Here is a 17,796-nt window from a genome sequence, read left to right as displayed (position 1 = left end):
AATCGGGCCATCAGCCGGATTGCTGCAAGGACTCAGATCTTGCCTTGATGCTTCAGCCGGCTCAGGGTTTCGGCCGACAGGTTCAGGTAGGTTGCCAATTCTTTTTTTGGAATCCGGTCAAACAACTCGGGATGCTTGCGCAGGAAGCGGTGCACACGTCCCGGCGCGTCGAGCAGATGCAGGGTGATCGTGTGGGCCATGATCTCGCTCATCAGGTGCATGACTTCGTACTCGAAAGTCTGCTTGACCTCCGGATGCCGCTCCATGAAACCGATCCATTGCATCAGCGGCAACCTGGCGACACGGGATTTGGTGACCGAGACGATGCTATAAGGCGTTGGCGTTTTCAGGCGCCATGCGGCGTAGCTGGTTTCGATGTCGCGGGTTTCGGCAAACCGCAGGATCATTTCCTTGGCTTGCGCGTTGGTGACCACCCGCTTGAGCAGGCCGTCGAGGATGAAGTACTGCTCCATCTCGTGCACGCCCTGGTGCAGCAGGAAATCGCCCTTGTTGCAATCCACCACCACCAGCAATGGCTCCAGCTCAGCCCAATCCTGCTCGGTCATGCCCTTGAGGACAAGATTCTGGCGGAGCTGGACGCGAATGATGTTGCGTTCCGGATGGTCTGCGACTGTCGACATTAAGCCTCGTATTGTGCTTTTGCTAAAGTGAAGCACATGATCCGGTACAAATTGACCGCGGTCAATGAGAACGCCACACTGAAATCCCTATGATAATGCCTCAATGCCGGGCGCGCCCGCTGGCAGGCCAGGTCCGGTGTTTTTGAAAATTGACCGCGGTCAATGGTAAATGCCGACCACGATTTCTATGATATCGCGACGATGCAGGATGACCCTGCACAAGCGATGAGCAAGCCGCCCTCCACTGCTCAACCCTTATCGAAAAAGAGACATCTGATATGACAACCGAGACACAAGCAGGAGATCTCACCGACGGGTTCCATCTAATCATCGACGCCCTCAAGGCGAACGATATCGACACCATTTATGGTCTGGTCGGTATCCCCATTACTGACCTGGCGCGCCTGGCGCAGGCAGAAGGCTTGAGCTGGATCGGATTCCGTCACGAAGCCAACGCAGTCAACGCCGCCGCTATCGCCGGTTACCTGACCAAGAAGCCTGGTGTGGCAATGACCGTGTCGGCGCCCGGCTTCCTGAATGGCCTGGTCGCACTGGCCAATGCCACCGTCAACTGCTTCCCGATGATCATGATCAGCGGCTCTTCCGAGCGCGAGATCGTCGACCTGCAGCAAGGTGACTACGAAGAACTCGACCAGCTCAACGCAGCCAAGCCTTACGTCAAGGCCGCCTACCGCATCAACCATGTCGAAGACATCGGTATCGGCATGGCGCGCGCCATCCGCGCCGCTGTCTCCGGCCGTCCCGGTGGCGTCTACCTCGACCTGCCAGCCAAGCTGATGGGCCAGGCCATGGACGCCCTCAAGGGCAAGCAATCGATCGTTCGCGTGGTTGACGCTGCGCCCGACCAGATTCCTTCGGCCGATTCGGTCAAGCGTGCGCTCGACGTACTCAAGGGCGCCAAGCGTCCGGTGATCATGCTCGGCAAGGGCGCTGCCTACGCGCAGGTCGATGCCGATATCCGGGCACTGGTCGAAAAGACCGGCATACCTTACTTGGCGATGTCGATGGCCAAGGGCCTGCTGCCTGACAACCATCCGCAATCGGCTGTCGCCGCGCGTTCGTTTGCGCTGGCCAAAGCCGACGTGGTGCTGTTGATCGGCGCCCGCCTGAACTGGCTGCTGTCGCACGGCAAGGGCCCGACCTGGGGCGGTACCGACCAGAAGGACTGGGCCGACAAGAAATTCATCCACATCGACATCTCGCCGCAAGAGATGGACAGCAATGTGCCGATCGATGCACCGCTGGTCGGCGACATCGGTTCCTGCGTCAAGGCACTGCTCAACGGCCTGGGCGATTTCCAGAAGCCGTCAGAGGAATGGACCGGAGCAATCGCCGCCAAGCGCGAAGCCAACGTCGCCAAAATGGCCAAGACATTGGAAGCCAATCCATCGCCAATGAATTTCCACAGTGCGCTGCGCGCCATGCGTGACGTACTCAAGACCCGCCCGGATGTTTATCTGGTCAACGAGGGCGCGAACACGCTGGACTACGCCCGCAGCATCATCGACATGTACGAGCCGCGCAAGCGCCTGGACTCGGGTACCTGGGGCGTGATGGGCATCGGCATGGGCTACGCGATTGGCGCGGCCGTCACCAGCGGCAAGCCGGTGGTCGCACTCGAAGGCGACTCCGCATTCGGTTTCTCGGGCATGGAAGTCGAGACGATCTGCCGTTACAACCTGCCGATCACCGTCGTCATTTTCAACAACAACGGTGTTTACCGTGGTTGCGACGTCAACCCGACCGGTGGTCCGGAAGTCGCACCGACCGTGTTCGTCAAGAACGCACGCTACGACATGCTGATGACGGCATTCGGCGGCGTCGGCGTGACCGTGACCACACCTGACGAACTGGCCAAGGCACTGGCTGAAGGCATCGCCTCCGGCAAGCCAACCCTGATCAATGCCATGATTGATGAGAAGGCGGGCACTGAAAGTGGACGCATTTCCCATCTGAACCCGCAAAGCGCAGCGACCAAGAAGTAATACAGTTAAAGTTAGACGACAGAGACAACAAGGAGCTATCTAAATGAACAAGCCACTTCAAGGCATTCGCATCATCGACTTCACCCACGTGCAAGCCGGCCCGGCCTGTACCCAAATGCTGGCATGGTTCGGCGCCGACGTCATCAAGGTCGAGCGTCCTGGTTCGGGTGACGTGACCCGTTCGCAGTTGCGCGACATCCCTGATGTCGACGCACTGTATTTCACCATGTTGAACAGCAACAAGAAGTCGCTGACACTCGACACCAAGACCCAAGCCGGTAAAGAAGTGCTGGAAAAGCTGATCAAGGTTTCCGACGTCATGGTCGAAAACTTCGGTCCTGGCGCGCTCGACCGCATGGGCTTTTCCTGGGAGCGCATCCAGGAATTGAATCCAAAGATGATCCTGGCTTCGGTCAAGGGCTTCTCGGACGGCCACCACTACGAAGACTTGAAAGTCTACGAAAACGTGGCCCAGTGCGCCGGCGGCGCAGCCTCCACCACCGGCTGGTGGGACGGCCCTCCTACGGTCAGCTCTGCTGCCCTGGGCGACAGCAATACCGGCATGCACCTGGCCATCGGCATCCTGACGGCCTACATTGGCCGCCAGCAGACTGGCAAGGGCCAGAAGGTTGCCGTATCGATGCAAGACGCCGTGCTCAACCTGTGCCGCGTCAAGATGCGTGACCAGTTGCGCCTGGACCGCCTGGGCTACCTGGAAGAATATCCACAGTACCCGCACGGCACATTCAGCGACGTCGTTCCCCGTGGCGGTAACGCCGGCGGTGGCGGCCAGCCAGGCTGGGTGCTCAAGTGCAAGGGCTGGGAAACCGACCCGAATGCGTACATCTATTTCACGGTCCAGGGTCATGCCTGGGAGCCGATCTGCGACGCCATCGGCAAACCGGAATGGAAGACGGACCCTAACTACACGACGGCCAAGGCACGCCAGCCGCACATCATGGACATCTTCGGCACGATCGAAGAATGGCTGAAGGACAAGACCAAGTATGAAGCGGTCGACATCCTGCGCAAGTTCGACATTCCTTGCGCACCAGTGCTGTCCATGAAGGAATTGCTCAACGATGAATCGCTGCGCAAGAGCGGCTCGATCGTCGAAGTTCCGCACAAGACACGCGGCAGTTACTTCACCGTCGGCAGCCCGATCAAGTTCTCGGACCTGAAGCCTGAAGTCACCGCCTCGCCGCTGCTGGGCGAGAACACCGACGAAGTGCTGTCGAGCCTGGGTTACAACGGCGACCAGATCAAGGCACTGCACTCCGACAAGGTGGTCTGAGCGCGGTTGACTGACATACCGGTCTCCCGGTGATGGGCACGGACGGCGTTCAGTTTGAGCGCCGTTCTTTTCTTGGAGACCGTATTTTCTGAAAAGGAAGTCCGCGATGAACTCATCGATTGATTACCGTCAACTGGTCGAGGCCGTGGGTGACGCCGTGATGGCGGCTGACGCCAGCGGAGCGATCACGCTCTGGAACCCGGCATGCGAGCGCATGTTCGGCTTCACCGAAGCCGACGCGCTGGGAAAATCGCTGGACCTGATCATTCCGCAGCCGCAGCAGAAGCGGCACTGGGATGGTTATCACAAGACCATGGAAACCGGCATCACGCGTTACGGGCACGACGTATTGCGGGTGCCGGCAGTGCACAAGGATGGCCATCGGCTGTCGATTGCGTTTACCGTCGCCATGCTGCACACGGCGGATGGCAAGGTGTCTTCGATCGTTGCCGTGGTTCGCGATGAATCGGCGCGTTTTGCGGAGGATCGCGAATTGCGCAAGCGGCTGGCGGAGCTGGAAAGCCAGTTGGCCGCCAGGGACAAGTCCGCCTGACGGCAGTGCGGCTATCGGGTCGGCAAGGTAAGTTAACATACGGGGTTTAATTCACTCCCCGGCAGGATATTCCATGAGCAAAGCGTTAGACGGCGTCAAGATCCTTGATTTCACCCATGTCCAGTCCGGACCTACCTGCACGCAATTGCTGGCCTGGTTCGGCGCCGATGTGATCAAGGTGGAGCGTGCGGGCGAAGGCGACGCCACGCGCGGACAGTTGCGCGATATTCCGGACGTGGACAGCCTGTATTTCACGATGCTCACCCACAACAAGCGTTCGATTACGCTCGACACCAAGAAGCCGCGTGGCCGCGAAGTACTGGACGCACTGATCAAGGAATGCGACGTGCTGGTCGAAAATTTTGCACCCGGCGCACTCGACCGCATGGGCATCACCTGGGAGCATATCCAGAAGCTCAACCCGCAGATGATCATGGCCTCGGTCAAGGGCTTCGGTCCCGGTCCCTATGAAGACTGCAAGGTCTACGAGAACGTGGCCCAGTGCGCCGGCGGATCGGCGTCGACTACCGGTTTTGACGATGGCCCGCCAATGGTGACAGGCGCACAGATCGGCGACAGCGGCACCGGCCTGCACCTGGCCCTGGGCATTGTTGCCGCGCTCTACCAGCGCACCATGACCGGGCGCGGACAGAAAGTGCTGGCGCCGATGCAGGACGCCGTGCTCAACCTGTGCCGGGTAAAGCTGCGTGACCAGCAGCGGCTGGAACGCACCCACACCATGCATGAATATCCGCAGTACCCTGACGGCAAGTTCGGCGACGCCGTGCCGCGCGCCGGCAATTCGTCTGGCGGTGGCCAGCCGGGGTCGATCCTGAAATGCAAGGGTTGGGAAACCGACCCCAACGCGTATATCTATTTCATCACGCAGGCTGCCGTATGGCCGGCGGTGTGCAAGGTGATCGGCGAAGAGGACTGGATCGAGGATGAGGCATTCAAGACGCCGCAGGCGCGCTTGCTGCACCTGAAGCCGATTTTCAATCGGATCGAGCAATGGACCATGACCAAGACCAAATTCGAGGCCATGGAAATCCTCAACCAGTACGACATCCCGTGCGGACCGATCCTGTCGATGAAAGAAATTGCCGAGGAACCGGCGCTGCGCGCCACAGGCACCATTGTTGAAGTCGACCATCCCACGCGCGGCAAATACCTGACCGTGGGCAATCCGATCAAGCTCTCGGACAGCCCGACCGACGTGACCCGTTCGCCGCTGTTGGGCGAGCATACGGAACAAGTGCTGGGGCAGTTAGGCTACAGCGCCGAGGATATCGCCCAAATGCGGCAAGAACGCGTGATCTGAACCAGGACAACGAGCAAATTCCATGAATCAAATCATCATACCGATTGCAGTGCAGGGCGCCAGCAGGCAGCGCAAGCGCGAAGCGCCAAAGGGCCGCCGGGTCGATCCCGCTGCCCTGGCCGAAGTGCAGGCACTGCTGGGCGATGCCTCGCGCAGCGCCGACCTGCTGATCGAGCACCTGCACAAGATCCAGGATCGCTACAACTGCCTGTCATCGGCCCACCTGGCAGCCTTGGCCCAGGAGATGCGGCTGGCGCAGACCGAGGTCTATGAAGTCGCCACCTTCTATCATCATTTCGATGTCGTCAAGGAAGGCGACAATCAGCCAGAGGCCTTGACGGTACGCGTGTGCGATGGCCTGTCCTGCGAAATGAATGGCGCCAAGGAATTGCTGGCCAAATTGCCGGCCCTGCTTGGCAAGGAAGTGCGCGTGATCCCCGCGCCATGCGTCGGCCGCTGTGAACAGGCCCCAGTCGCCATCGTGCACCAGAATCCGGTGCCGCACGCGACGGTCGAGCAAGTCGTTGCCAAAGTCACTGCGAAAGAAGTCAAACATGTGCCCGAAGCGTACAAGGGCTACGACGTCTATCGCGCCGAAGGCGGCTACCAGCTGCTCGAAGAATGCCTGGACGGCAAGCGCGATGTCGAATCAGTCATCAAGGCGATGGAAGATTCCGGCCTGCGTGGCTTGGGCGGCGCCGGCTTTCCGGCCGGACGCAAGTGGCGCATCGTGCGTGCCGAGCAAGGCCCGCGGCTGATGGCAGTCAACATCGACGAAGGCGAGCCGGGTACGTTCAAGGATCGCTATTATCTTGAGCGCGATCCGCACCGCTTCCTCGAAGGCATGCTGGTCGCGGCCTGGGCGGTCGGCATCGAGTCGATCTACATTTACCTGCGCGACGAATACCACGGCTGCCGCACCCTGCTCGAAGCCGAGCTCGACAAGCTGTCCGCCCATCCGCTGTTTGCGCGTGACGGCGCCCCCAAGATCTGGTTGCGGCGCGGAGCAGGCGCCTACATCTGCGGTGAAGAATCCGCGATGATCGAATCGATCGAAGGCAAGCGCGGCATGCCGCGGCTGCGTCCGCCGTACGTGGCGCAGGTCGGCCTGTTCGGCCGGCCGACGCTGGAGCACAATTTCGAGACGCTGTACTGGGTGCGCGACATCCTGGAAAAAGGCGGTGCCTGGTTTGGATCGCACGGCCGCAACGATCGGCGCGGCTTGCGTTCATTCTCGGTTTCCGGCCGGGTCAGGAATCCGGGCGTAAAGCTCGCACCTGCCGGCATCACCATCCAGGAACTGATCGACGAATATTGCGGCGGCATGCAGGACGGCCAGACCTTTTACGGCTACTTGCCCGGTGGTGCATCCGGCGGCATCCTGCCGGCCAGCATGAACAACATCCCGCTCGACTTCGATACGCTGCAACCGTATGGTTGCTTCATCGGATCGGCTGCCGTGGTGGTGCTGTCGGACCAGGACACCGCAGTTGAAGCTGCCCGCAACACCATGAATTTCTTCCAGCATGAATCTTGCGGCCAGTGCACGCCATGCCGGGTCGGCACGGCAAAGGCAGCCGCACTGATCAACCAGCCGAAATGGGACCTGGAACTGCTGGCGGACCTGTCATTCGTGATGCGTGATGCATCGATCTGCGGACTTGGCCAGGCTGCGCCGAACCCGATCGACTGCGTCGTCAAATACTTCCCCCAGGAACTCGCCTGATTGCGCCCTGCGGGGCAGTGAGACAAACGTGAACGCGATTACCCGAAACGAAATAGCCCAGCTTGATGTGCCGGTGGTCAGCTTTGAGCTGAATGGCCGTGAAGTCAGCGCCCGCACCGACCAGACGATCATCGAAGTCGCCCGCCGCGAAGGCGTGGAGATTCCGCGGCTGTGCTACAAGGAAGGCCTGGAAGCAGTCGGCAACTGCCGCTCCTGCATGGTCGAAATCAATGGCGAGCGCGTACTCGCGCCATCTTGCTGCCGCTATCCCAGCCAGGGCATGAAAGTCACGACCGACAGCGAACGCGCGGTCAAGGCGCAAAAGCTGGTGCTGGAGCTGCTGCAATCGGACATGCCGGAAACCGCCTACACGCGTGACAACGAAGTTGACCAGTGGTCGCGCAAACTCGCCGTAGGCAAACCGCGCTTCAAGGCGCGCGAGCGCGTGGCGCAGGATCTTTCGCATCCGGCGATTGCGGTGAACCTCGACGCCTGCATCCAGTGCACCCGCTGTGTGCGCGCCTGCCGCGACGAACAGATGAACGGCGTGATCGGCCTGGCCTTCCGTGGCGCGGGCGAAAAGATCGTGTTCGACATGGATGACCCGATGGGTGCCTCCACCTGCGTGGCTTGCGGCGAATGCGTGCAGGCCTGCCCGACCGGTGCGCTGATGCCGGCGCGCGATGTCGCGCTGCAAGTGCCGGACAAGAAAGTCGATTCCGTCTGCCCATACTGCGGCGTCGGCTGCCAGATGACCTACAACGTCAAGGACAACAAGATCCTGTACGTCGAAGGCCGCGATGGCCCGGCCAACCACGGCCGCCTGTGCGTCAAGGGTCGCTATGGTTTCGACTATGCGCATCACCCGCACCGGCTGACCAAGCCGCTGATCCGGCGCTCGGATGCGCCCAAGTCCGGCGACTTTGAAATGACGCCGGAGAACGTGTTCGACGTGTTCCGCGAAGCAAGCTGGGAAGAGGCGCTGGACTTCGCCGGCGGCAAGCTGCGCGAGATTCGCGACACGGTCGGCAAGCAGGCGCTGGCGGGCTTTGGCTCGGCCAAGGGCAGCAATGAAGAAGCCTACCTGTTCCAGAAGCTGGTGCGTACCGGCTTCCAGAGCAACAACGTCGACCATTGCACCCGGCTTTGCCATGCCTCGTCGGTGGTTGCGCTGCTCGAAGGCATCGGTTCGGGCGCCGTGTCCAACCCGGTCATGGACGTCATCAAGTCGGACGTGGTGATCATCATTGGCGCCAACCCGACCGTGAACCATCCGGTTGCCGCCACCTGGATCAAGAATGCTGTCGCCAACGGCACCAAACTGATCGTACTCGATCCGCGTCGTTCGGAGCTGGCGCGCTTCTCGCACCGTTACCTGCAATTCCGCGCCGACACCGACGTTGCCCTGCTTAACGCGATGATGCATGTGATCGTCAATGAAGGACTGGTCAACGAGGAATTCATCGCTGCGCGCACCATCGGCTATGACGAGCTCAAGGCGAATGTTGCCGCCTACTCGCCCGAAAAAATGGCGCCGATCTGCGGCATCGACGCCGAGACCATCCGCTACGTGGCGCGGCTGTATGCGACTTCCAAGGCATCCATGATCCTGTGGGGCATGGGCGTATCGCAGCACGTACATGGGACTGACAATGCGCGTTGCCTGATCGCGCTGTCGCTGATGACGGGCCAGATCGGCCGACCCGGCACCGGCTTGCATCCGCTGCGCGGCCAGAACAATGTGCAAGGCGCATCCGACGCCGGCCTGATCCCGATGAGCTTCCCGGATTACCAGCGCGTCGACAATGCCGAAGCGCGCGCATTCTTCGAAAAATTCTGGGGCGCCAAGCTCGACGACAAGGTTGGCCTGACCGTGGTCGAAGTGATGAAAGCGATCGACGCCGGCACCGTCAAGGGCATGTACATCATGGGTGAAAACCCGGCCATGTCGGACCCTGACGCCAACCATGCAAGGCATGCGCTGGCTTCGCTGGAGCACCTGGTGGTGCAGGATATTTTCCTGACCGAAACCGCCTACCTGGCTGACGTCGTCCTCCCCGCTTCGGCATTCGCCGAAAAGAACGGCACCTTTACCAATACCGACCGTCTGGTACAGATGGGTCGCCAGGCAATCGACCCGCCGGGCGACGCCCGCCAGGACCTGTGGATCATCCAGGAAATCGGCAAGCGCCTTGGCCTGCCGTGGGAGAACCAGCACGTATCGGCCGTATTCGACGAAATGCGCCATGCCATGCCGAGCATCGGCGGCATTACCTGGGAGCGCATGGAGCAAGATGGCGCAGTCACCTACCCATGCCTGAAGGAAGGCGATCCGGGCGAACCGGTGGTGTTTGTCGAAGACTTCCCGCGTCCGGACGGCCGCGCCAGGTTTGTTCCGGCGGACGTGATACCGGCTGCCGAGCGGCCCGACACCGAGTATCCGATGGTGCTGATCACCGGCCGCCAGCTGGAACACTGGCATACCGGCAGCATGACCCGTCGCGCGCTGGTGCTGGACGCACTCGAACCGGATCCGACTGCGCTGATCCATCCGTTCGACATGGAAGACCTGGGCATCAAGCCAGGCCAGGTCGTGACGCTGGCATCACGCCGCGGCCAGGTAAGCCTGTATGCGCGCGCCGAAGAAGGCACCCCGCGGGGCGCCATATTCGTGCCGTTTGCATACTACGAAGCAGCGATCAACAGGCTGACCAATGACGCGCTTGATCCGTTTGCGAAGATACCGGAATTCAAGTATTGCGCGGTCAAGGTGACAGCGGGCGGCGCCGAGCCGGTGCAGAGTACTTACGGTGGCGGGCAGATTCTGGCCCGATCGATCAAGAAGGGACTGGCGTCGTAAGAACGCCAGCGGAGTGAGACCGGAACGGCCGCCCACGAGGCGGCCGTTTTGTTTTTTGGCGCGGCAGGCAATCGCGTCACTGGGGCAAATCCGGGCTACCCTCACGCAGTTGCCTGACCGTGGCATTCCATTCATCCTCACTGAAAATCCCCCTGCCCGCTACGGCCGCCTCAAGCGCGACCAGCGCCAGGGATTGATCGTATTTGTCCAGCAAAAGCGCTGCCGATGTGAGCTCGAATAACCATGCAAAATTTTCCTGCGGCTGTAAGCGCCAATGGCGCGCGGGCAGCAATTTCACAAACCAGACTGCGTCGCTTGCGCAGTCGAAGATGAATTCCTTGCTGCCCTGCGCACGGGCCGCCCGGATGATTGATTCCAGCGTTTGCATCAACTGGCCTGTCAATGCCTGCGTGGCATGGGGATCGCCGAGCGCAATCCTCCCCGGCTTGCTGATCAGCTGGGCCACGGTTGTCAGCATCTGGCAAACCAGGTTTTCCTTAGACAGGGGATTTAGCTGTCCCTTTTCTGCCATCTGTTTCAGTATCGACATGGTGAGATCCAGCGGCATGCTTGCCGCGCACTGCTGGAAGGTCCAGATCAGCATATTGAAATCAAGAATATTCCACTGCTTCCCCATCCTCGCCGCCTGTTCGTAGGCGCCGACGAAGACCGCGGTCACCACCCGACGCCACGCCGCTTGCGCCGGACCGGAGATTCGTTTGGTGAGGCGACCAAGCGACACGCCGGGATGATAGTCACCCAGGCGCTCGCAAGCATTTCGGAAAATATCGCAGTCGTGCGGAACAGTGCCAGGTACCAGCACGGCAAGGCTCATTAATATGGCGTCGTCGGCATGCCGCTTCCCGATGGCGTCAAGATGGTCCTGCCAATCCTGTGCACAGATTCGCCTGCCGAATCCGGCGATCGCATCCAGCGTTCCTGTGAGTCGCAAGCTGCGCTCGGGCACACGGGCCGCATGCAGGGACTTCGCTGGCGCCAGCAGCGGTTCGGCATAGCCATGAAAATGGCTGCAGGTGCCAAGGAATGCCGCCAGCGTCTTGCGATCCCTGCAATGCAGGGCAATCATCGTGACGACTTCGCCGGGTAATGAATCCATGCCGGAGGGCAGGCTTGGTTCATTTTGCCTGGCCGGTGCAAACGTGGATATCGATCTCATGCAGGGACTCCTTTAAAAGGGAGGCTTGTGTCCCGGCATGTCCTGGCCGGTTCCGCGGTCTTGCCGCGGCAGCTGCGTTCATTGACGCCGCGCAAGTTGCTTCGTCGGTGCAATTGCGCTTGCTGCCGAACTTCGGCTGTATCGGCAGCCTCCAAGCCTTTAGCGACTGAGCGACTGAGCGACTGAGCGATTGAGCGATTGAGCGATTGAGCGATTGAGCGATAGAACGATAGAACAAGAGGAGCAAAACCGTGCCAAAACCTGAACAACCGCAAGACGACGTGATCAGGGAGCAGTCGATCCCCTCTGAAACCCAGCCCGGCGACGGCATTCCGCATGTCGGCCGGCCGCTCGATGGCAGCGAATACCTGAACGTGGTCGAAGAACAGCAATATGCGGATCGTCCGCCGAGTGTGGAGGAGCGCCGCCGGCAGCATGAAAAGACCTGAACGGGCAGCATCAGCTTGGTCAAGCGGGCGGTCGGCCCAGTGGCCAACGCCCGTGGGGTGACAGCAGTGGTAAATTGACCGCCATCCCGGTCAATTACCTGCCCTGTCATGTCCAAAGCCATCAAATACACCGCCATTGCCCTGGCCGCCTTGCTGGCTATCATGCTGGGTGGGGTCGCCATCATTGCCGCCACCTTCAATCCGAACGACTACAAGCCGCAAATCATCGCCCTGGTGCAGCAAAAGAAACAGCGCACGCTCTCGATTCCGGGTGAGATCAAGCTCAGTTTTTTCCCCAGGATCGGTGCCGACCTCGGTCGCGTGAGCATTTCCGAACACAAGGGCAGCGCGCAATTCGCCAGTGTCGAGAAAGCGCGCGTGTCGCTGGCGCTGCTGCCCTTGCTGTCGAAGCAACTGATCGTCGATCGCATCGACATTGGCGGCTTGAACGCCAACCTGCGCCGCGACCGCAGCGGCGCCACCAATTTCGATGACTTGCTGTCGAAGGAAGAAAGCAGCCAGCAATTGCGCTTCGATATCGACAGCGTGCATATTGCCGGCGCACGCATCGTATTCGACGACCAGATGACGCAGCGGAAAATCGACATTGCGGACCTGCAACTCGATACCGGGCGTATCGCCAATGCCGTGCCGAGCAACGCCAGACTTGCCGCCCAGATCAAGAGCAGCAATCCATCGCTCGATGCCAGCGTCAAGCTGAAAACCGATTTCACCTTCGACCTTGCGCGCCAACGCTATGCTGTGAGCAAGCTCGATGCAGAGCTGAAAGGATCGGCACTGGACGTTTCCGACCTGTTGCTGCAAGTGGCTGGCGATGCCGACTTGCGCCCGGCTGAAAAGCGATTCGACATCAACGGACTCAAGTTGTCGGCAAGCGGCAAGGAATCCGGCCAAGCGGTCGAAGTCAAGCTGGATGCGCCAAAGCTGGCCGTCGGCGACAACAAGGTCAGCGGCGGCAAGGTGACCGGCCAAGCCAGGCTGTCGCCGGGCGGGCGCACTATCGGCGTGACGTTCTCCCTGGATTCATTCGAAGGCACGCCGCAAGCATTCCGCCTGCCCGCAGTGACACTGACTGCCACCGTCAAGGACGCCACGACCGACGCCAAAGCCCATCTGGAAGGCAGCCTTGCCGGCGACCTCGACAAGCTCTTGTTCACCGCGCCGAAAATGATGCTCACCTTGTCCGGCAAAGCGGGCGCGACCGTGATCGAGGGCAGCCTGACCACTCCCATCGCCGCGGACCTGAAGGCCGGCACCATCGAGCTGGCCGCCATCGCTGCCAATGTCACGCTGCCCAACCCTGCCGGCGGCAGCATGAAGCTCATGGCCAATGGTCGTGGCGGCGCCGACTTGAACAAGAAGAACGCCAGCGCCAGCCTGAAAGGCAAGCTCGACGAGAGCAGCTTCGATGCCAGGCTCGGTTTGGCAAAATTTTCACCGGCTGCCTATACGTTCGACATCGGCATTGATCAACTCAATGCCGATCGCTACCGCGCCAAACCAGCGACTGGCCAGCAAGGCGCCAAGCCGGCAGCACAAGCGGAGCAGCCGATTGACCTGTCCGCACTGCGCGACTTGCAGGCCAGCGGCAGTTTGCGGGTGGGCAGCCTGAAGGCGGAAAACCTGCGCCTGTCGAACCTGCGGCTGGACTTGCGCGCCGCCGGCGGCAAAGTTGACATCAACGGGATCAATGCCAATCTGTATGGCGGCTCACTGGCGGGTTCGGCGTCGCTGGTGGCGGCTGCGCAGCCGCGCTTCGCGCTGCGCCAGACCTTGTCCGGCATCAACCTCGGCCCCTTGCTTAAGGACGCCATTGGCAAGGAGCCGATCGAAGGACGCGGCAATGTCGTGCTTGATGTCACCACGGAGGGCGGCCTGGTGGCGCAACTGAAAAAGAACCTGAACGGAACGGCGCAGCTGGCCTTGCGCGACGGCGCCGTCAAGGGCTTCAATATCAGTCAAGTGATCCGCAGCGCCAAAAGCCGGCTCGGTGAATTGCGGGGGGAAGCGCAAGCCCAGGGCGGCACCGGCTCCGCTACCGACAAGACCGACTTCAGCGAACTGACCGGCAGCTTCAAGATCGCGCGGGGTGTCGCCCGCAACAATGACCTGCGGGCCAAATCGCCCTTGTTGCGGGTGGATGGCGCCGGCGACATCGACATCGGTGAAGACAAGCTCGATTACCTGGTCAAGGCAACGGTGGTCTCCACGCTACAGGGGCAAGGTGGTCCCGAATTGCAGGCGCTCAAAGGTCTGACGGTACCGGTACGGCTGTCGGGGCCATTTTCCGCGATCGCTTACCAGGTCGATTTCAGCGGCCTTGCCACCGACCTGGTGCGCCAGCAGCTGGACAGCCGCAAGGATGAGATAAAAGGCCGCGTGGAAGAGCAACTCAAAGGGCAGTTGAAAGGCCTGTTCGGGCGCTGATGCCGCACTCGCCCGCCGACCCTGGTTCCCGATCAGGTCTGCAGGAAGCGGGCGACCGGATCGATCTGTTGCGGCACGTTCAGGCACGGTGCATGGCCGCAGCCGGCAATGGTCAGCAAGCTTGCCCTGGGTCCGCGCTGCGTCATGTCCTGTGCTGTATCCGCAGCCAGCAAATCGGATTTTTCACCGCGCAGCACCAGCACTGGCATGTCCAGGCTGTCATATTCCGCATCCAGCACATAGTCGTGCGGAAAATTGAAGAATTGCCGCACCATGTTCGGATCGTAATGCGTGGTGATCCTGCCGTCGGGCAGGCGCCGCACCGAAGTCTCGGTCATGCGTCGCCACTGCGCATCGCTTTGCCAGCCATAGGGCACATAGATCGTGCGCAGGTATTTTTCGAGTTCGGTGACGGTGTCGAATTGCGGCGGCGTGCCGGCATAGGACTTGATGCGTTCGACTGCAGCCGGCACGATCCGGTGTCCGATGTCGTTGAGCACCAGGTGCGAGATGCGGCCGCGCAGCGTGCTGGCGGCGGCCTTGATGCCGATGGCGCCGCCCATCGACGTGCCGACCCAGCGCACCCGCTGCAGGCCAAGCTGGTCCAGCAGCGCGCGCGCCAGTTCGGCGTAGAAAGCCAGGCCATAGTCCTGGTCCGGCAAGGGACTCCACTGCGACAAGCCGCGACCGATGGTGTCCGGGCAAATGATGCGGTAATGCCCCGCCAGTTCGGCCGCAATATCATCGAAATCGCGGCAGGTGCGCGCCAGTCCATGCCACATGACCAGGGGCGGCGCATCTGCCGCGCCCCATTCGACGAAGTGGATTTCGCGGTCGAGGCAACGCAGGTAATGTGAAGTGGGCTGCACCATTATTTGTCCTGGCGTGTGCGTGCACGCAGCCGGCCGACCATGCCGGTCGGGAAAAAATACACTGACAGCACGAACAGCACGCCCAGCCACAGCAGCCAGCGGTCAGGCGACAGCAGCGCCGACAGCCAGGCAATGCCCTGCGTGGCGTTGGCGCCAACGGCCATCAGGTCCTGCAAGTAGCTTTGCGCCAGCGTGAAAATCGTGGTGCCGATGACTGCACCGTACATGGTGCCCATGCCGCCAATGACGACGATCAGCAGGATGTCGATCATGATTTCAAACGACATCGATGCGTCCGGTCCGTTATAGCGCAACCAGATCGCCAGCAATGCGCCGGCCAGCGTGGCGAACAGCGCCGCCAGCACGTTGGACAAGGTGCGAAAGACAACGATCCGGTAGCCGATGGCCTCGGCCCGGAAGTCGTTTTCGCGGATTGCCTGCAGCACGCGGCCGAACGGCGAGTTGACGATGCGCAGCATGGCCAAAAACAGGATCACCGTGGCGAAAAACACGATGTAGTAGGTGATGAAGCGTCCGTCGAGCGACGCATTGAGGATCGGCTCTTCCGCGAACTGGAAGGCGGGCGACAACAGCTCTGGCAGCTTGAAGTTCAGTCCGTCCTCGCCGCCGGTGAAGTCCGACAGTTGCGAGGCCAGTGTCTGGAAAGCCGAGGCCACTGCGAGCGTGATCATGGCGTAGAAAATCGCGCGCACCCGCAACGAAAACAATCCAATTGCCAGCGACAGCAGCAAGGAAACCACCAGTGCGCAAGCGATGCCGATGGCCAGCGACGACCAGCTTGCGCCCAGCCTGGTGCTGGCAATCGCTACCCCATAGGCGCCGATGCCAAAGAACATCGTATGGGCGAACGAGACGATGCCGGTGTAACCGAGCAACAAGTCATAGCTCGCCACCAGCACGATGAAAACCAGGATCTTGGCCGCGACATTGAGCGCCTTGGAGCCGGGGAAGATGAAGGGAGCAAACGCCAGGCAGAGGACGATCAGCACAAGCATCGCCGTCAGCCAGCGGTTGCGCGGCAGGTCATGCGAAAGCAGGCGGGCAATCATCGATTCACCATCAACGATCTTGCATGTGTCGGTTGTTCAGGCATGGTGGTATTTATCCAGTTGCTGTTGATTCAATGCGTGCCATGCACCATCGCACTAGCGGTTGGCGACCGGATACAGGCCCTGTGGCCGCCACAACAGCACTGCCGCCATCAACAGGATGTTGGAAAACAGCGCCACCTTGGGCGCCAGGAAACCCGTGTAATTGGCCAGCAGTCCGACCAGCATCGCGCCCAGGAAACAGCCGCCGGTCGAGCCCAGCCCGCCGATGATGATGACGATGAAGATCAGCACATTGACCTTGGCGCCCATCTGCGGCGTCACGCCCTGTTGGTACAGGCCCCACATCACCCCACCCAGGCCGGCCAGCCCTGAGCCGGCGATGAATACGCCGACGAACAGGCGGCGGATCCGGTAGCCCAGGCTCTCGACCATTTCACGGTCCTGTACGCCGGCGCGGATCAATAGGCCCAGCTTGGTGCGGTTCAGCACCAGCAGCATCGAAATGAATACCGCCAGGCCGACCAGCACCGCAAGCAGCCGGTATTTCTCGATGGCGGCATCGCCAAAGATGAATGCGCCGCGCAGGCTGGCGGGCAATTCGAGGGCGATCATCTGCGGGCCCCAGATCATCTTGATCAGTTCTTCGCCCACCACCATGCCACCCATCGTGATCAGGATCTGCATCAGGTGCTGGCCATATACACGTCGCACCAGCACCCGCTCGAACACATAGCCCAGCAGGCCTGCGCCGGCCATCGCCACCACCGCTGCGATGGCGATGGCCGCCAGGTTCATGCCGAGATGATTGACCGTGGTCCAGTCGCTCATCAGCCCCAGCACCGACACCGCCAGGAACGCGCCCAGCGCAATGAACACGCCGTGCCCGAAATTGAGCACATCCATCAAGCCGAAGATCAATGTCAGGCCCGACGCGATGATGAAAATGATCATGCCCATCGCCAGTCCGGCCGCCGTCAGCGTGACCCAGGTCGGCGCCGAGCCGATCATCGGCAGCGCCAGCAGGGCCATTGCCGGCACCAGCAGCAGCGGCAGCCAGTCGACGATCGCCAGCGCAGGCGGTGCGGCGGCAGCGACTGGATTGCCGGCAGGGGCGTTTGCAGCAGGCGGTGCGACGGGTGCGCTCATGGGGTTCTCACTGATGGGCAGCCAGGGAAAGGCCAAGCAGGCGCGCTTGCATTGCCTGGTCTTCGGCCAGTTCGGCCATCGGGCCGGCGTGGACGATACGGCCGTCGTCCATCACCGCGACGCGGTCGCCGAGCTGGCGTGCAAAATTGAAATTCTGCTCCACCAGCAGGATCGTGGTGTCGGTATGCTTGAGTTCGCGGAACGCCACGATCATGTTCTGGATGATGGCC

13 protein-coding genes and 1 pseudogene are annotated in these 17,796 nt (G+C 61.1%); 8 read left to right on the top strand and 6 right to left on the bottom strand.

All coding sequences use genetic code 11. From position 1 onward, the window contains the following. Positions 1-32: 32 nt before the first annotated feature. Entirely contained in the window at positions 33-641 is a 609-nt protein-coding gene (locus Q7T64_RS00490) for a Crp/Fnr family transcriptional regulator (protein ID WP_304789358.1), read from the bottom strand. A 278-nt stretch (positions 642-919) separates the two neighbouring features. Between Q7T64_RS00490 and oxc the strand changes: the two genes are divergently transcribed. The 6 genes from oxc to fdhF all read left to right on the top strand — a co-directional run bounded on the left by oxc (position 920) and on the right by fdhF (position 10,401). Beyond that, positions 920-2,647 (top strand): oxalyl-CoA decarboxylase, encoded by a 1,728-nt coding sequence (gene oxc, locus Q7T64_RS00485; RefSeq protein WP_304789355.1) that lies wholly within the window; start codon positions 920-922, stop codon positions 2,645-2,647. 43 nt (positions 2,648-2,690) lie between these two features. Then, entirely contained in the window at positions 2,691-3,941 is a 1,251-nt protein-coding gene (gene frc, locus Q7T64_RS00480) for a formyl-CoA transferase (protein ID WP_304789352.1), read from the top strand. A 106-nt stretch (positions 3,942-4,047) separates the two neighbouring features. Continuing rightward, on the top strand, positions 4,048-4,494 hold the full coding sequence (locus Q7T64_RS00475) for a PAS domain S-box protein (RefSeq protein WP_304789349.1): 447 nt from the start codon (positions 4,048-4,050) through the stop codon (positions 4,492-4,494). 73 nt (positions 4,495-4,567) lie between these two features. Then, a complete protein-coding gene (frc, locus tag Q7T64_RS00470; protein ID WP_304789346.1) occupies positions 4,568-5,815 on the top strand; it encodes a formyl-CoA transferase in 1,248 nt (415 codons plus the stop codon). A 22-nt stretch (positions 5,816-5,837) separates the two neighbouring features. Continuing rightward, positions 5,838-7,541 (top strand): NAD(P)H-dependent oxidoreductase subunit E, encoded by a 1,704-nt coding sequence (locus tag Q7T64_RS00465; protein ID WP_304789343.1) that lies wholly within the window; start codon positions 5,838-5,840, stop codon positions 7,539-7,541. A 28-nt stretch (positions 7,542-7,569) separates the two neighbouring features. Further along, on the top strand, positions 7,570-10,401 hold the full coding sequence (gene fdhF / locus Q7T64_RS00460; RefSeq protein WP_304789340.1) for a formate dehydrogenase subunit alpha: 2,832 nt from the start codon (positions 7,570-7,572) through the stop codon (positions 10,399-10,401). 76 nt (positions 10,402-10,477) lie between these two features. Here the strand turns inward: fdhF and Q7T64_RS00455 are convergent, their stop codons facing one another. Beyond that, positions 10,478-11,368, bottom strand: coding sequence for a hypothetical protein (locus tag Q7T64_RS00455; protein ID WP_304789337.1), 891 nt, complete (start codon positions 11,366-11,368; stop codon positions 10,478-10,480). Positions 11,369-11,829: 461 nt separating this feature from the next. On the opposite strand from Q7T64_RS00455, the gene Q7T64_RS00450 reads away from it, so the two are divergent. Both Q7T64_RS00450 and Q7T64_RS00445 read left to right on the top strand, forming a co-directional pair. Beyond that, positions 11,830-12,027, top strand: coding sequence for a hypothetical protein (locus tag Q7T64_RS00450; protein WP_304789334.1), 198 nt, complete (start codon positions 11,830-11,832; stop codon positions 12,025-12,027). Between the two features lie 108 nt (positions 12,028-12,135). Beyond that, a complete protein-coding gene (locus tag Q7T64_RS00445; RefSeq protein WP_304789331.1) occupies positions 12,136-14,475 on the top strand; it encodes an AsmA family protein in 2,340 nt (779 codons plus the stop codon). A gap of 32 nt (positions 14,476-14,507) precedes the next feature. Here Q7T64_RS00445 and Q7T64_RS00440 read toward each other — a convergent pair whose 3' ends face one another. From Q7T64_RS00440 to Q7T64_RS00425, 4 genes and pseudogenes are all read right to left on the bottom strand, one after another. Further along, on the bottom strand, positions 14,508-15,347 hold the full coding sequence (locus Q7T64_RS00440) for an alpha/beta fold hydrolase (RefSeq protein ID WP_304789328.1): 840 nt from the start codon (positions 15,345-15,347) through the stop codon (positions 14,508-14,510). After that, on the bottom strand, positions 15,347-16,417 hold the full coding sequence (locus tag Q7T64_RS00435) for a branched-chain amino acid ABC transporter permease (RefSeq protein ID WP_304789324.1): 1,071 nt from the start codon (positions 16,415-16,417) through the stop codon (positions 15,347-15,349). Before Q7T64_RS00435 ends, Q7T64_RS00440 begins: the two co-directional genes overlap by 1 nt. Positions 16,418-16,513: 96 nt before the next feature. After that, positions 16,514-17,449, bottom strand: coding sequence for a branched-chain amino acid ABC transporter permease (locus Q7T64_RS00430; protein ID WP_304789432.1), 936 nt, complete (start codon positions 17,447-17,449; stop codon positions 16,514-16,516). Positions 17,450-17,573: 124 nt separating this feature from the next. After that, positions 17,574-17,796 (bottom strand): annotated as a pseudogene (locus Q7T64_RS00425) (ABC transporter ATP-binding protein); the annotation flags it as partial.

Source organism: Lacisediminimonas sp. (genome assembly GCF_030645335.1).
Taxonomy (GTDB): domain Bacteria; phylum Pseudomonadota; class Gammaproteobacteria; order Burkholderiales; family Burkholderiaceae_D; genus Lacisediminimonas.
The sequence above is the reverse complement of the archived record's forward strand: the minus strand, read 5'-3'. Positions and strand labels throughout refer to the sequence as shown.

What these genes read in the sequence shown, in the direction of transcription:
- Q7T64_RS00490 (WP_304789358.1), bottom strand. Translation starts at nt 641, where the DNA reads ATGTCGACAGTCGCAGACCATCCGGAACGCAACATCATTCGCGTCCAG.
- Q7T64_RS00445 (WP_304789331.1), top strand. Translation starts at nt 12,136, where the DNA reads ATGTCCAAAGCCATCAAATACACCGCCATTGCCCTGGCCGCCTTGCTG.
- oxc (WP_304789355.1), top strand. Translation starts at nt 920, where the DNA reads ATGACAACCGAGACACAAGCAGGAGATCTCACCGACGGGTTCCATCTA.
- Q7T64_RS00430 (WP_304789432.1), bottom strand. Translation starts at nt 17,449, where the DNA reads ATGGCCCTGCTGGCGCTGCCGATGATCGGCTCGGCGCCGACCTGGGTC.
- Q7T64_RS00440 (WP_304789328.1), bottom strand. Translation starts at nt 15,347, where the DNA reads ATGGTGCAGCCCACTTCACATTACCTGCGTTGCCTCGACCGCGAAATC.
- Q7T64_RS00465 (WP_304789343.1), top strand. Translation starts at nt 5,838, where the DNA reads ATGAATCAAATCATCATACCGATTGCAGTGCAGGGCGCCAGCAGGCAG.
- frc (WP_304789352.1), top strand. Translation starts at nt 2,691, where the DNA reads ATGAACAAGCCACTTCAAGGCATTCGCATCATCGACTTCACCCACGTG.
- frc (WP_304789346.1), top strand. Translation starts at nt 4,568, where the DNA reads ATGAGCAAAGCGTTAGACGGCGTCAAGATCCTTGATTTCACCCATGTC.
- Q7T64_RS00475 (WP_304789349.1), top strand. Translation starts at nt 4,048, where the DNA reads ATGAACTCATCGATTGATTACCGTCAACTGGTCGAGGCCGTGGGTGAC.
- Q7T64_RS00435 (WP_304789324.1), bottom strand. Translation starts at nt 16,417, where the DNA reads ATGATTGCCCGCCTGCTTTCGCATGACCTGCCGCGCAACCGCTGGCTG.